This window comes from Streptomyces sp. NPDC032721 (assembly GCF_055579625.1).
This window is the reverse complement of record NZ_JBVIMX010000050.1, coordinates 1-13,517: the sequence shown is the minus strand read 5'-3', so window position 1 is coordinate 13,517 and position 13,517 is coordinate 1. Positions and strand designations below refer to the sequence as shown.

General features: G+C 70.1%; 12 protein-coding genes. 3 read left to right on the top strand and 9 right to left on the bottom strand.

Features of this window, described 5'->3' with window-relative positions; translation table 11 throughout:
- Window positions 1–146: 146 nt before the first annotated feature.
- The 7 genes from ACZ5PB_RS43045 to ACZ5PB_RS43015 all read right to left on the bottom strand — a co-directional run bounded on the left by ACZ5PB_RS43045 (window position 147) and on the right by ACZ5PB_RS43015 (window position 7,381).
- Window positions 147–1,622 carry a hypothetical protein gene (locus ACZ5PB_RS43045; protein WP_468699162.1) on the bottom strand — a complete coding sequence of 492 codons (1,476 nt, stop codon included), beginning with the start codon at window positions 1,620–1,622 and terminating at the stop codon, window positions 147–149.
- A gap of 94 nt (window positions 1,623–1,716) precedes the next feature.
- A complete protein-coding gene (locus ACZ5PB_RS43040) occupies window positions 1,717–2,043 on the bottom strand; it encodes a WhiB family transcriptional regulator (protein ID WP_468699160.1) in 327 nt (108 codons plus the stop codon).
- Between the two features lie 275 nt (window positions 2,044–2,318).
- Complete coding sequence (locus tag ACZ5PB_RS43035) at window positions 2,319–3,752, bottom strand: hypothetical protein (RefSeq protein WP_468699159.1); 1,434 nt, start codon at window positions 3,750–3,752, stop codon at window positions 2,319–2,321.
- 383 nt (window positions 3,753–4,135) lie between these two features.
- Entirely contained in the window at window positions 4,136–4,897 is a 762-nt protein-coding gene (locus tag ACZ5PB_RS43030; protein ID WP_468699157.1) for a hypothetical protein, read from the bottom strand.
- Between the two features lie 254 nt (window positions 4,898–5,151).
- Window positions 5,152–5,589 carry a hypothetical protein gene (locus ACZ5PB_RS43025; RefSeq protein WP_468699155.1) on the bottom strand — a complete coding sequence of 146 codons (438 nt, stop codon included), beginning with the start codon at window positions 5,587–5,589 and terminating at the stop codon, window positions 5,152–5,154.
- Between the two features lie 180 nt (window positions 5,590–5,769).
- Window positions 5,770–6,777 (bottom strand): hypothetical protein, encoded by a 1,008-nt coding sequence (locus ACZ5PB_RS43020; RefSeq protein ID WP_468699154.1) that lies wholly within the window; start codon window positions 6,775–6,777, stop codon window positions 5,770–5,772.
- Between the two features lie 244 nt (window positions 6,778–7,021).
- The gene (locus ACZ5PB_RS43015; protein ID WP_468699153.1) at window positions 7,022–7,381 is read right to left on the bottom strand and encodes a hypothetical protein; all 360 of its coding nucleotides are present in this window, start codon (window positions 7,379–7,381) and stop codon (window positions 7,022–7,024) included.
- Window positions 7,382–7,621: 240 nt separating this feature from the next.
- Here ACZ5PB_RS43015 and lexA point away from each other — a divergent pair, with 240 nt between their 5' ends.
- Both lexA and ACZ5PB_RS43005 read left to right on the top strand, forming a co-directional pair.
- Window positions 7,622–8,323 carry a transcriptional repressor LexA gene (gene lexA / locus ACZ5PB_RS43010; RefSeq protein WP_468699152.1) on the top strand — a complete coding sequence of 234 codons (702 nt, stop codon included), beginning with the start codon at window positions 7,622–7,624 and terminating at the stop codon, window positions 8,321–8,323.
- A 75-nt stretch (window positions 8,324–8,398) separates the two neighbouring features.
- Window positions 8,399–8,719, top strand: a complete 321-nt coding sequence (locus ACZ5PB_RS43005) for a hypothetical protein (protein ID WP_468699150.1) — start codon at window positions 8,399–8,401, stop codon at window positions 8,717–8,719.
- A gap of 264 nt (window positions 8,720–8,983) precedes the next feature.
- Here the strand turns inward: ACZ5PB_RS43005 and ACZ5PB_RS43000 are convergent, their stop codons facing one another.
- Together ACZ5PB_RS43000 and ACZ5PB_RS42995 are read right to left on the bottom strand one after the other, a co-directional pair.
- Entirely contained in the window at window positions 8,984–10,852 is a 1,869-nt protein-coding gene (locus ACZ5PB_RS43000) for an ATP-dependent helicase (protein ID WP_468699149.1), read from the bottom strand.
- Complete coding sequence (locus ACZ5PB_RS42995) at window positions 10,839–12,827, bottom strand: ATP-dependent nuclease (protein WP_468699148.1); 1,989 nt, start codon at window positions 12,825–12,827, stop codon at window positions 10,839–10,841. The genes ACZ5PB_RS43000 and ACZ5PB_RS42995 overlap by 14 nt, the downstream gene beginning before the upstream one ends.
- A gap of 257 nt (window positions 12,828–13,084) precedes the next feature.
- On the opposite strand from ACZ5PB_RS42995, the gene ACZ5PB_RS42990 reads away from it, so the two are divergent.
- Entirely contained in the window at window positions 13,085–13,348 is a 264-nt protein-coding gene (locus ACZ5PB_RS42990; protein ID WP_468699147.1) for a hypothetical protein, read from the top strand.
- Window positions 13,349–13,517: the final 169 nt, after the last annotated feature.

Sequence of the window (13,517 nt, the reverse complement as noted above, 5' to 3'; positions counted from 1 at the left end):
CCCCCCCCCCCCCCCCCCCCCCCCCCCCCCCCCCCCCCCCCCCCCCCCCCCCCCCCCCCCCCCCCCCCCCCCCCCCCCCCCCCCCCCCCCCCCACTGTGCCGTACGCCGCTGACGCTGGTGATGGCTTTCCGCCAGGTCGCGGTCGTCAGCCGGGGGCCGGGTATTCGGCTCGCAGGTCGGCGATCAGCTGGGCGCGTTGCTCGGTGAGCGGCATCCGCCGGGCGATGAAGCTGCCGAAGTTGTTCGCGGACCAGGTGTCGCCGTCGGCCCCGTTGTAGCGGAGGAACCAGGCGATGCCGGACTCCTCGTCGACGTGGAGTTCGTCGTCGGGCCAGTGCTGGTGCAGGGAGCGCCGGGCACCGAAGTCGATCTGGACGGTGCCGGTCAGGTCGACCGTGTCGGGGATCTCGCCGTCGTCGGCGTGCTCGAACAGCTGGCGGCGCCGCTCGGCCAGGGCGGCGCGGCGGTGCGCGGTGTCCTCCTCGGCCAGAAGGTCTGCGGCCTCCTCGGCGGTGGCCGGCCGCACGAGGATCCGGAAGAACCAGCCGTCCTCTCCGATGAGGCAGCCGGGGTTGTTGCCGTCCTCGTCGCGGCAGTACTCCGGAGCCCGCTCGCGTACGGTCGCGACGATGGCGCTCACTTCTCCCGCGCGAAGGCGCCGAAAGCCCGGCGTGTCCGTGGGGAACGGCCGGTCGTGGTCGTAGATGGTGCTGCGCAGCACGGTGCCGGGCGCGGTCCAGCGCTCGGGGCGGGGGTGGAAGCGGCCGGGCTCGCCGCGCTGGATCTCCCACAGCTCCTCACTGGGCGGGCAGGCGCCCTCGGGATGCCGGACCTCCCAGGCCGCACCGTAGCGTTCGAGGAGTCCGGCGCCCGCGGGGACCTGGTTCCCGCAGAGTCGGCAGTCCTGTTCGCGTGCGTTCGAGCGCGGCGCCGGCGGGGGCGGGGCGACGCGTTCCTCGGGTGGAGGGCAGTCCTGTGCGTGGCGGGCCTTGATCAGCGGCTTGCTGTACTCGCCAAGGGCAGGGGCGGCCGTGTACAGGACGCCCGAGCCGGCCTCGAGCCAGCCGCCGCACAGTCCGCAGGCCTGGGCGTAGTCGTTGGTGCGCGGAGGCGGGGGCGGGCACTGTCCGGGACGGTGGCGCGGGTCCATGTAGCCGCGGTGGTTGCGTTCGAGGATGCCCGCGCGGGCCGCGATCGGCTGGCGGCACTGCGAGCACGTGCCGTCGCGCTCGTTGACGCGCGGCGCGGCAGCAGTGGTCTGGCGCACCGCGCCTTTCTGCGGGGGGTGTTGGCTGATCAGGCGCCGCAGTGTGCCGCGCACCGAGGTGCCGAAAGCGTTCGACGAACCGAGCGTGGAGTCCCGCTCTTCCTTGATCGTGCCGTCCTTCTTGACCCGCCAGATCCGGACCCGCTTCCTGGCGCCCCCGGGCAGCGGGTCGCACAGCACGATCAGCGCGCCGACCGGCATCTGGTAGGTGGCGCCGGCCTCCAGCCAGTCGCCTTCGCAGCTCATCGCACCCGGCTGGGACTCATCCAGGCCTGTGAGCCGCTTGCGCCAGGGTTTGACCGCTTCCTCGTCCGGCGCGGGGATCTCAACGGCGCACTCCGGCGCGTTGCTCATGGTCCTACTCCTGACCGTGACAGAGGCGTTGAAGTCTCATCGCCAGCATCGCGCACAGCACTGACAACGCGGCTGCCACGAGGGCGTCCGCTTGTCATCCGGTGGCGTCCCAGGCGCGGTCTTCGTCGGCGCCGGTGAGTCGCTGGTGTTCCGATCGGGCGGCTTCGAGCAGGCGGCGCCATGACGTGACCAGCGGGCGCCGACGTAGCAGAGCCCGCCGTTCCCGTTCGGTCATCCCGCCCCAGATGCCGTGCTCGATGCGGTGATCGAGAGCATGGGCCAGGCACTCGGTGCGCACCGGGCAGCCAGTGCAGACGGCCTTGGCCTTGTTCTGTGCCGCGCCTTCGACGAACAGCTCGTCCGGGTCAGCGGTGCGGCAGACCGCTCGCTCACCCCAGGTCTCCTGGTCTTCCCCGACCACGTCGATGCCGTCCTCTCCCCGGTCCGGCCACCCGCCCTCCCCTGGGCAGGCGCAGTCCGCAAACGGTACGGCACGCCCACGAGGCGTAGGAGATCGCCAAGTGATGGCAATCCGTTCGGGTGACGGGGACTTGACGGCGGTCCTGTTGAGGGTTGGCGTCTCATGCGGTGGCCGAGCAGCCGGGCATCGCCGGCAGCGGGCCACGCCCATCACGGTGCTGGTCGCACGCCGGGCAGGTCTGACGTGGCGGCCCGTCGTGCTCTGGCGTCTGCTGGCTACCGGCGCAGGCGCGAGAGCAGGCCGGGCCGCCCGGACGCCTTCGGATCGGCATCCGGCACGGCGATCTCGGGAGGCTGCGCGACGCCGGTGTCGCCGAAGACGGCGTGTCGCACGGCATCCCAGTCTTCGCGGCGCCACCAGTCGAACAGACGGGCACTACCGATCACCGGGACGGTCAGCGCGTCGGCGAACGCGCGGTCGCTGTAGACCTCGGCGGTCCGCTGCGCGGGTGGGAGCCTGATCTGGTGGTTTACGACCAGGACGCCGCCGTCAACGGGCTCGGTCCCGGTCAGACCGGGCCAGGTGTTCAGGTGCTTGAGCAGTTTGTCGGGCAGGCTGTGCGGCGGCAGCTGGTTTGCCGACTTCACCTCGACCAGGACTCGGCGGCCGCCGTACTCGGCCAGTAGGTCCGCCGACTTGGTGCCGTACACGTCGTCGAGGCGGGTGACCTCGGCGCCGGCCGCGACGAGGACGTCGTGCACCGCGTCCTCCAGCGGGTGGCCGGTGCCGAACAGCAGGCGGTCGCGCAGCGGATCGGCCACGGCCCGCAGCTCGGCGAGCTGCTGCTGCAGCTCGGTCTGCCGCCGCTCGTGGGCGCGCTGCTCCTCAGCGATCGTCTCGACCAGCCGGGCTTCGGCGTCGGTGGCGAACGCCGGGTCGCGCAGCAGGGGCGAGCGGACGCGGGTCAGCGCGCCGGGAACGTACGCGGGCAGCGCGTGCTGGACCAGCCACTCCGCCAGCAGCCGCTGGTCGGTGCCATGGGGAACCACGTACCACCGGGCACTCCCGCCCGCCGGCACCCATACCCCCGCCACCGGGTCGCCGAGGCCGTCGACCAGGATCGGGCGCAGCTCTCCCTCCCCCGGCGGCGGCCACACCCTGGCAACTCCGGGGCGCGAGGACCCGGATTCCCTGAGGTAGCTCAGGCGGAACCAGGTGTCCGGGGGGCGGTTGAGCAGGCGGGTACCGAGGTCGTGCTCGGCGTGGTCCAGGCCGTGGGCGATTTCGAGGCTCACGCCGGCGGGCAGCGGGTTGGCGGAGATCTTGCCGTGTCGGGCGGGCAGGTGGATGCTGGGAGCGACGGTGCCGGAGAAGACGTTGTGGCGTCGTTCGCCCGCACCGATGCAGGCGACGACGAGGGCGGTCTCACCGCGCTGCCGGGCTCCCGCGGCGTAGCGCTTGTAGGGCTCAAGGCCGGTGGCGGGTCCGAGGAAGGGGGACAGGACGGCCGCGCAGTCGCCCGTCTCCTGATCCTTCCACCGCGGCTCCACCCCCAGTGCCGCCCAGTCCAGCGCACCCGGCCGTGCCGTCGGGGCGGGCTGGCGGCCCGGCCCGCCGGACGTGCCGATCACGTCGGGGGCAGGGTGCGCCGGCGGTTCGCCAGCGATGTGCAGCGGGATCGGGGCGGCGCTCGGGCCGGGCGTGCTCATGGTGGACACGGTAACCGCCGCCAGGGCGTGAGCCCGCGTCAATTTCCCCTGGAGCGCGACGTGCCCGGCCGACCCACCGGCGCGATGCTAATGGGCGCGCTCGGCCCGCCTATGGTCTGGCCGTCGCTGTCCACGGAGGGACGGACGCCGGCACGGCGACGAGGGCAACAACGAGCGGGAGGAGCGGGGAGCCGATGGCCCGGTGTGACCTCGAAGTGCTCGCGCACGCCGACCTGGAGCGGCTAGGGATGGCGCTCCAGGCGGTGACCGAGGCCACGGTGTGCCTGGTGCGCTCGGGCGACGCAGTGACAGCGATCATGGGCGGGTGGCGGGGCCGTCGGCCTCGCCTGTCGCCCGAACTCGCCGTCGGGGCCGATCACTGCTCACGCCGTGCGGTCTCCGCGGGCCACCAGCAGCCGGTCTCTGGCGGGCGCGGGGCGGGTGAAGTCTCCGCGGGGAAATCCCTCGATCCAGATGGGCCGGTGCTCGTCGACGCTGGCGTAGTAGTGCTCGCGCCAGTGGCCGCGGACCCAGTGGCCAGCCATCGTGCGACCTTCGGCGGCGGCGCGTGCGGCGGAGAGCTCGTGAGCGGCAGCCTCGGGACGGCGCAGGGCGATGCGCCGGAAGCTCTCCTGGCGGATCTTGGCACTGCGGGCGACGGCGCGTACGGACTGGTGGATCTTCGGGGAGTCTTCGCGGGTCAGAGGCTGCCGGGCGAGCGCGGAGAGGGCTCGCAGCATGGAGACGCCGTGTGTGCCCGCATCCGCGGGGGCGTCCCACGGCACGATGTAGGCGAGGTGGGGGTAGAGCGCGGTGAGTTGGACCGTGACGCCGTTGATCTCGTAGGCGCCGGGCGGCTGCCGGATCCAGGTGAAGGCGTTGATGCCGTTGTCGCAGCTGGCCCAGGTGATGGCACTGACGGGCGGCTGGTCGGGGCGTGACCACTCGAAGGCGGCCGACGGGACGGGCTTGGCGAAGAGGAGGACGCCGATGGGGGCCAGGAACTCGTCACGCCGGACGTGCTGGCGGGGGAAGGTCTGGGCGGCGGCTGTGACCATGTCGCACATGGGCGCGTCCGCGTAGACGGTGTCGGCGTTCTGCCAGACCGTCAGCGGGTCCGGTTCGTCCGCGGTGAGGAGCGCCATGCGTTCCTCGAGCGAGGCGGACGGCCATTGCTGGGGCCATGCCGTCTCCCCGTAGGCGATCCCGTCCGCGGCCAGGTAGCGGGGCCACTGATCCGAGCCGAACCACCCCGTCAGGCCGGCTTTGAGCCGGATCGCATCGACCTGCGTCAGCGGGCGGGAGGCATGCGCGTGGAGCCGAGAGCGAAGAGCGGAAGCGGCGGCGCCGGAACCCGATGCCCGCGCCCCGGCCCTCCTGGTGTGGGAGCGGCGGGCCGTCACGATGTGCTGCCCGTGCCGTCCGGGGCGTCGGGCCGGTTCGCGCTCCGCTCGCGGGGCGGGCGCCCCAGGGCCTGCTCTACGTCCGCGACCTCGGTGCGGCCGTAGGCGATGCGGGCCCCGGAGATGGACATGCCGGCGGCGCCGGCGAGGTCGGCGAGCACGTAGGGGCGGGGGCGGGTGAACTCCCGTCCGTAGGCGATCAGCCGGCGGATCTCGGCCTCGGCCTGCTCCTTGCGGTAGCGGGCGATGCCGATGGCGGACAGCAGCGGCTCGTTCTCCTCGCTGTCCGCGTCGGCGGCGGCCTCAAGGCTTTGGATCATCTCCTCCCGCCGGGCGTGGATGGACTCGCACACGTCGCTGTAGATGTCGTCGGGCACTTCTCCTGGGCTGGGCATCGGGTGGCAGATCGCGGCGATGTCGCTGAAGACGCTCATGCCGTCCATCATGCCAGCTTTTGCAGTGAGTGCAAGTAATTGCACTCGCTGCAAAAGCTGGGGTGTGGCTTCTCCTGCCCGCGGCAAGCGCGCGGGGTCGGGGTGCGGGAGATCGCCGTACGGTGGCAACCCCTTCGGGCGAGGGGCGTCGACAACGGCCGTGATGATTCGTCGTGTTGCTCAACCGGTGGCCGAGCAGCCAGGCATCGGCGGCAGCAACGCCTCGCCTGTCAGAGCGCTGATTCGTCGCCGGATCGCTGCGAACATCTCCGCCCGCTCTTCCTTGACCGGGTAGTCGAAGCGGTCGTAGCGCAGCTGGAGGGCGGCGGAGCCGTCCGGGCACTTCAGGAGCACCAGGCCGAGACCCTGGCCGGGGATCAGATCGCGGTGCCCCCGCAGTTCCAGCGGCAGACCGTGCTCCGGGTCGGTGAGGGCCTGGACCAGCTCGGCGCGGCGCAGGCTGGTGTCGGAAGAGTGGTCCAGTTCCAGGATCCACCACTCGCCCAGCCGGGACTCGTGGCCGGTGACGACGTGGGGGACGGCGACGGTGTGGAGGAGGCCGAGGCGGCGCAGCAGGCCGCTGGGGAGCCAGGCCGCCTTGCGCCAGGTGGACTCGTAGGTGAGGGGCTGGCGCTCGTCCTCCCAGCGCCGCTCGTAGTCCGTCCAGGTGTCGCCGGCGAGCCAGCTGGCCTCGCCTCCGATGTCGTGAGTTCGATCGGCCAGCGCTGCCTCGGCCTTCTGGAACGCGCGCCGGGACACTCCGGTGAGTCTGATGCTGGTCGGCTGGCCGAGGCGGCAGAGCTCGATGCCGCGATCGGTGCGCGCAGTGATCCGAACCCCGTTAAGTCCCTGGATCTCGTCTTGGCCAGTGCCCACCGGCACGCGGCTGGGCAGCAGCGCGGCCAGCAGGCCGTCGAGGCTCGAATTGCTCTCCAGGTCGAGGCGGATTCCCTCCGCGGTGGGCTGTACGTACCGGATCCCGAAGGGGAACTCGAAGAAGTCCCGCTGGTAGCTGAGGATCCGGTAGAACATCTCGGACTCGAGAAGGAGTTGCGCCTGGTGGACGGGGGCCGGGATGAGGGGTGCGTGCCGGGGAAGGCCAGCGACGACGTCGCAGGCGAGCTGGCGGGGAGCACCGGTGTAGAGGGCGTAGGTCCGGGCGCGGCTGCTGATCTGGGTGTCCGGCATGGCGGGTACCTTTCACTCCGCTCCGTCGGCCCGCGGAGCGTGAGGAACAGGCACTGGTGTGCGGTGGTGCGGTCGGTGTGATGGCGCTGATCGAAGCCGAGCTTCTTCGCCTCCGCCTTGAACCATTGGGCCGAGGTTCGCGTGAGGAGCAGCAGACCGATGCCGCAAGGCGTCACCGTATCCGGTGAGGTCGGTTCCTCGTAGGCGCCACGCCGTACCGCCGACCGGCGGTGCGGGACGCGGGCTACCGGGAGGACGCGACCGGGCGGAGGTCTCGTTGCTCGGCGAGCTGGGTGCGGGCGGCGGCTTCCTGGCGGAGCGCGGCCCTCAGGTGCCACAGCGAGACCGCCGGCAGGAGACCGCCGAGGCGGGCCACCGCCCTCAGCGCCTCGGCCGCCTGGGCCAGAAGCTCGGCGGCCGATCGTGCCGACCCGGTGTTTCCATCCCTGCTCAGGCGTTCCACGATCTCGTCAAGCAGCTGTGCCAGTTCACCGGCTCCAGGGTCCTCCGGTACGTCGGCTCCCCATCGCTGGAGGGCATCCTCCAAGGCCATGAGGCAGCCGGTGCGGTCGAGCGGCGGTGTGGTTCCTACGTCCCCGTGCATCACGATCCCCATGGTTCACCGTTCGGTGCCCCCTCGGGGCGGAAATCGAGAACCGGCTGTTCTCGGGCAGGCCGGGGTTCCGGACTCGGTCGGCCAGCGGCCGGATTGCCTGGCCGGGCATCGGTCGTAACGCCAGCCCACTCGTCCACCTGGTCAGCGAGAAGACGTATCGAATACCTGTGCCCATTCCCGGAATCTCGGGTTACGGTTCGTACCTGTAAGAGCACGAAGGGGGACATCATGGAGGCCACAACGTCTCGGTACGTCGGGCGCCCTCCGGGCATCGTGACCCGGGAGGACGGGCTGACCGACCGGCAGCACAAGATCGTCGACGCGATCCGGTCCAGCATCAGGGACCGCGGCTACCCGCCGTCGATGCGGGAGCTGGGCCAGGCGGCCGGGCTCTCCAGCACCTCGTCCGTCGCGCACCAGATCGGCGCTCTGGTGAAGAAGGGCGTCCTGCGGAAGGACCCGAAGCGTCCTCGTGCCTACGTCCCCACCACGACCGTCGGCCCCGCGGGCGACTTTGCCGTGGGAACGGTCCCCGAAGACGCGGTGTCCGACTCCTCGGTGGTTTACACCCCCCTCGTCGGCCGCATCGCCGCCGGCGTTCCCATCACCGCCGACGAGCAAGTCGAGGATGTACTCGCGCTGCCGAGACAACTCGTCGGCAGCGGGCAGGTGTTCGCGCTCACGGTCAGCGGCGAGTCGATGATCAAGGCGCACATCATGGACGGCGACACAGTCGCCGTCAGGGTGCAGCCGGACGCCGAGAACGGTGAGATCGTCGCCGCCATGATCGACGGCGAGGCGACGGTCAAACGGCTCAAGCGGGAGGGCTCGACGGTGTGGCTCATGCCGGAGAACGACTCCTTCGAGCCGATCAGCGGCGAAGCGGCGTCCATCCTCGGCAAGGTCGTGGCGGTCATGCGCAGTGTGTGAGCAACGCCGGTCGGGGATGTCGGCACGCCGGAGACCGTGACCGCTGTGGTTGATCGTTTTGAGATGGGGGGAAGCATGGGCGACGAAGCAGTGCCGGACGTGACGTGGGAAGAGATCGCGGACAGCTGGCGGCTGGACGAACTACTCGAAGGCCGCATGCTGCCCACCACGAACGACGACGTGCTGACGCTGATGACGATCGGCGTGCTGCGCGGCCGGCGGCCGCCGCTGAGTGAGGCCGCGCGGCGCAAGGCCCTCGACGCCATGCTGGCGGCGGCTGACGGCGGTGTGGGTGCCGAAGGAGACCAGACGCCGCGGGATCCAGCCCGTGTCGAGCAGACTCGTCAGGCCGTACTGCGTGCCCTCGAAGAGGCCCAGCAGCAACGCGAGGAGTGATCAGGCACAGGCGGCTTGCCGCAGAGCCGCCGCAGGGCGCGGACAGGGTGCCTTCGAACCGGGCGCCCTCGCTGGCCGTCGTGCAGCGACCGAATGGCGGTCCGTACCCCCGGACGCCGCGCACGGGGGGACGTGGCGTCCGGGAGGACTGCCCGCCAACGTACCGCGCCGACTGGTCGCTTATCGCACATATCCGGGAATCGACACGTACGTCGTGCGCGGCGCGCGCTCACGGCCGGTCTGCTCCGGGTTCTCGCTCTCTCGTCACGCTTGTTCCTTCGGGGAGAGCCGCCGCACCATCTCGATCACGAAGTCCGAGGGCCCGCGGGAGATCGGGTGTCCGCTGTTGGTCCGGAACCCGGGGCCGACGATCATGGTCATCGTCGACTCGGCACGGGTGAGGGCGACGTAGAAGGCGCGCCGTTGTTCCGCGAGCTCCGTCTCGTTGGGTTCGCGCCATCTACCTCGGTCGGGGATGTCCCGCGGGATGATGCCTTTGAGGAGGCCCGGGAGAATCACGGTGTCGAACTCGCGGCCCTTGGCGGCGTGATAGGTGGCCAGCAGGACCTTGCCGATGATCTCCTCACCGCGGGCCAGATCCTGCAGCAGAAGGTTCTTGGACCTGCACAGGCCGGCCAAGGTGTCGAGACTGCTCGTGTTGTCCTGATCAGGGTGCTCCGCGGCTACCTCGTCGAGAGCCAGGCCGGCGCGCAGCTGCTCCAGCCAGTCGAGGGCAGAGGCGTCGGCGGGGTAGGGCTCGTCGGGGTCGAGGCACAGCTGGAGAGCCCTGGGCCAGTGCAGTCGCGAGGGCGGCACGGTGAGCTGCGCCTCCGTGCGCAGCGTGGTGAGGGCGCGGGCCAAGGCGGCGAGGGAGGGTGCTTGCGTCCGGCGCAGCATGTCAGCACGTTGGGTGCTGGGTGCGGTGTGGATCTGGTAGTTGGTGACGGCGCGGTTCGCGCACCTCTGGACGAAGCGGGAGAGGCTTCCGGCGGGCAGCTTGTCGTCGCCTTCGTGTCGGAAGTCCAGCTCGCGTCGGGTGAGCTCGCGGCGTACGGCGTCGAGCAGGGGGCCACGAGCGGGGTAGAGGATGGCGATCCGTTCGGGGCTGACGTGCCTGCTCTGCGCTTCTTCGACGAGATCGCAGGCGAGTCGGGCGTGGTCGTCGAGGCCGCCTTTGGCTCGTTTGAGTTTGACGTCCCCGGGGGGTGCGCCTTCACGGGCGAGGCGGCCCCGGGGGAGTCCGAGGGCGGCTTCGGCGGCGGTGATGATTCTCTGGCCGCTGCGGAAGTTGACCTCGAGCTCCAGGTCCCGGAAGTCGGTTCGGGCGGCCAGCTCGGTCAGGTACTTGGCGTCGGCTCCGGTGAATCCGTAGACGGACTGGTCAGTGTCCCCGACGGCGAAGACGGTGATGCCGGCCAGGTCGCGCAGGGCGAGGACGAGTTCGTGGAGGACTCCCCCGAGGTCTTGGTACTCGTCGACGACGAGGTGGGGAAAGCGGGCGCGGAGAAGGTCGCGGACAGGCTCGTGCTCGCGGACGGTGCGTACTGCCCGCGTGACCATGGCCTCGAAGTCGATCTCGCCTCGGAGGAGCAGTTGCTCCTCGTAGAGGCGTGCCGCCCGGACCTCCCTCGGGTCGAAGCCGTCCAGGGGCTCGTCGCAGGCCAAGGCCCGGCGGATCCGGGTGTTCTGGGCCATGCGGTGCTGGGCGAGGACCTCGCCGATGCCGACCCGGTCGAAGCAGCGCTGCAGGAGCGCTTCGGTGGCCCCCGTGTTGAGGACCTGTCCTGCTTGGGGAGCCGGCTGCCCGGTCAGATGTGCGAAGGCGCGCAGGATCTCGTTCAGGCAGAAGGCGTGCACGGTGGAGCAGGTGATCCGGCCTTCGGCGCGCACGCCGCTGCTCAGGACGCGTCGTCGGATCTCCTCGGCCGCCGCGTTGGTGTAGGTAATGCAGGCGACGCCGCGGAAGGCCGAGATCTGCGTCTGGAGCACGTAGGCGATCCGGGCGACGAGAGTACGCGTCTTCCCGCTGCCGGGGCCGGCCCGCAGAACGACATTGCCGTCGTGGAGCACGGCGGTCCGCTGCTTGGGGTGCAGATTGTCCAGCTCCGCGAGCAGGGTGTCACTGACCTGCATCGCTGCCCTGCCCGCTGGTGTGTGACGCCGCTTGCCCGGGGAACAACGAGGTCCCACGGGCCGCGAAGCTGATGCGTTCCATGGCCAGGAAGAGGTAGGAGGCGGTGCCCAGGCGGCGGAGGACCTGCTCGTCCAGCGGGACATCCTCCGCGATCTTCGCTTCGGACCGGATCCGGGCCTCCAGGTCGACCTGGGCGATGTGGGACGCGAGGCGCTGAGCAAAGCGGCCCTTGCCAAGCTCGCCGATCCGCTTGAGCATCTTCTTCCGAACCTCGGGGTCGATCGTCGCGTTGAGCTCGTCGGCGACCCCTCGGCTCACCTCCTCTACCGCGGTCTCCTTGCTGTTCAGCTCCTTGAAGGCCTGGATGATCTCTTGGCCGAACATGGAGCACAGGTCGGTCTCCAGGGTCTGGGCGCCCACGTAAATGCCGAGGTCCTGGAGCTCGGAGGCGAGGGGATCGCGGGTCGTCTGGTAGTCGGCTGCACCTGTTTCCGGCAGGCGGGCAATCTGATCCAATAGTGCATCCCTGCGGGACGCGTCCGTGTGGAGTTTCGCGCCTCGCTTGAGGCCGGCTTCCCGCACACCGCGCTTGTCGCGGGCGGCGTCTCCGTCTGTGATGACCACGTGCGGGGTGGCAAGGCCGTTCGGCCCAAGGAGCGCCCGATAGGGCTTGAAGTCGGTGCCGTGGGCGCTGGCCACCACCGTGCCATAGGCGTCCAGATCGAAGCCGGCGGCTTCGGCCAGGGCGGGGAGGATGTACAGCTCGGCCAGGCCTTCGACCAGCACCACCGCGGAGGCGAAAAGGACCTCGGCACGGCTGACGTCGAGGTAACGCTCCAGGTCCTCGGCTTCCTCGCTGCTGACCGGGAGGGCGGCCGTGGTGGCTCCGATCGTGCCGTTCTCCGTTGCGCGCAGCACGATGAAGGAGCGGACCGGGGCGACGGCGGCGATGTGCGGGCTGTGGGTGGTGAGGATGAGCGACGGCCCGGTGCGCAGCAAGTACCGGAAGAGATGCCGCTGGAGGGTGACGTGGAGGTGGGCCTCGGGCTCTTCCACGGCGACCAGGGTGGCGACGAATTCCTCGTCCAGTCGCTGCTGGCTGAGGGCCTCAAGCAGCAGGCCGAGGTAGATGACGTTGGCGCTGCCCAGGCTGGTGTCGGAGATGCTCCTGCGGCGAGCCGTGTCGAAGAACAGCCGTACGGCGCGGATCAGTTCGTCCGGCTTCGAGGAGGCGAAGCCGAGGGTCGGTTGAACGGCCAGGCGCGGCCCGAACATGGCCTGCAGCCGATCCGTGAGGTGCTCCTCCAGCTTGCCGACGTTGCCGTCCTTGGTGAGCTGGTCGACGGCGGTGGCGATCGCCGAGGCGGTGGCTTCCAGGTTCTCCGGGTCCAGCGGGAGCCGTTCGAGGAGGTCCCGCATGGGACTGCGTCGCCAGTTACTCAGGTCTGACTCGGCGTCGCGCAGGGCCGGCAGAACACGCAGGGCGACCTCACGGCGGATGGCGCGTACATCGTTGGTCTCGCGGTCGCCGGCGAAGACGACGACGTCGTAGTCCTTCGCGGTCAGCGGCCGGCCGGTGGGCTGTATCTGGGAGCCGTCGCCGGTTGCCACCTCAGTTCGAGGGGCGAACCGGTAGGTCAGCCGGGCTACGTAGGGGTCGGAGTCCACCGCGGCGCTGGACAGGACGCTCTTGGCGTCAGCGTCGTCGTCGAAGCCGCTCAGCTCGACCACGATGGTCACTTCGGCGCCGCCGGCGAGGCCTGTGGGGTGTCCTTCCCAGATGTCCTCTTCGCGCAGCACGCGCCGCGCGTCGGAGATGGACGGGTCGAGGACCAGGCGGATCGCCTCCAGGAGGTTCGACTTGCCGACGCCGTTCTCTCCGACGATCACGGCATGGGCGGGGAAGTCGTCGATGACCAGGTGCTGGAAGTTGCGGAAGTTGCGTATCTCGATCCGCGAAATGTGCAGGCCCATTCGTCCCCTTGCCGATCCGGCGCGATGTGGTGATTCATCATTCCAGTGCGGTCCCACCTGGGTGGGCGGTTTCCCGCTGTCCGATGGCCTTCCCCAGCGCTTCTTGGGTGATCTTCGTCGAGTATCCGGCTCCGGAGGCTGACAGCGCACGTCAGATGCGCGCTGACCTGGCCTTTTCCTGGCGGTAGTCACGTGGTGTGCGCACCGATGCATCCGAATGCTAGTCGGCGGTATCAGTGTCTAGCTATGGTGGTCGTATGGGAAAGCAGACGAACATCCGGCTGGACGACAAGGTCAAAGCAGCCGCCGAGGAGCGAGCCAAGCGACGCGGCCTGACCTTGCAGGGATACTTGGCCGACCTGATTCAGTCTGATGTGAACGAGTCACGTGCTGCCTTCATGGCCGGCGCTGCGTCGTTCCTCGCCTCCTACACGGACGTGTTCGACGCGGAACTCGGCGAGGACCGCTACCCCGGGCTGCCGCAAGGGCTGGAGGAGCGCGCTCCGAGGGATGCCGCGTGAATCTGCGCATCGATCTCGTCTGGATCCTGGCAGTGGCCCAGCAGATTCCAGGCGATCCCCAGGTCGTGGACTACGGCTTCTCTGAACTAACTTGATAATTGCTCAGTTGAGCGAATGGAATGGTGTTTCGTCTTGGGCGAGACGCCTTTTTTGTTGCCTTGATTTCCCT

What these genes read in the sequence shown, in the direction of transcription:
- ACZ5PB_RS43045 (WP_468699162.1), bottom strand. Translation starts at nt 1,622, where the DNA reads ATGAGCAACGCGCCGGAGTGCGCCGTTGAGATCCCCGCGCCGGACGAG.
- ACZ5PB_RS43035 (WP_468699159.1), bottom strand. Translation starts at nt 3,752, where the DNA reads ATGAGCACGCCCGGCCCGAGCGCCGCCCCGATCCCGCTGCACATCGCT.
- ACZ5PB_RS43030 (WP_468699157.1), bottom strand. Translation starts at nt 4,897, where the DNA reads ATGGCGCTCCTCACCGCGGACGAACCGGACCCGCTGACGGTCTGGCAG.
- ACZ5PB_RS43025 (WP_468699155.1), bottom strand. Translation starts at nt 5,589, where the DNA reads ATGAGCGTCTTCAGCGACATCGCCGCGATCTGCCACCCGATGCCCAGC.
- ACZ5PB_RS43020 (WP_468699154.1), bottom strand. Translation starts at nt 6,777, where the DNA reads ATGCCGGACACCCAGATCAGCAGCCGCGCCCGGACCTACGCCCTCTAC.
- ACZ5PB_RS43015 (WP_468699153.1), bottom strand. Translation starts at nt 7,381, where the DNA reads ATGCACGGGGACGTAGGAACCACACCGCCGCTCGACCGCACCGGCTGC.
- lexA (WP_468699152.1), top strand. Translation starts at nt 7,622, where the DNA reads ATGGAGGCCACAACGTCTCGGTACGTCGGGCGCCCTCCGGGCATCGTG.
- ACZ5PB_RS43005 (WP_468699150.1), top strand. Translation starts at nt 8,399, where the DNA reads ATGGGCGACGAAGCAGTGCCGGACGTGACGTGGGAAGAGATCGCGGAC.
- ACZ5PB_RS43000 (WP_468699149.1), bottom strand. Translation starts at nt 10,852, where the DNA reads ATGCAGGTCAGTGACACCCTGCTCGCGGAGCTGGACAATCTGCACCCC.
- ACZ5PB_RS42995 (WP_468699148.1), bottom strand. Translation starts at nt 12,827, where the DNA reads ATGGGCCTGCACATTTCGCGGATCGAGATACGCAACTTCCGCAACTTC.
- ACZ5PB_RS42990 (WP_468699147.1), top strand. Translation starts at nt 13,085, where the DNA reads ATGGGAAAGCAGACGAACATCCGGCTGGACGACAAGGTCAAAGCAGCC.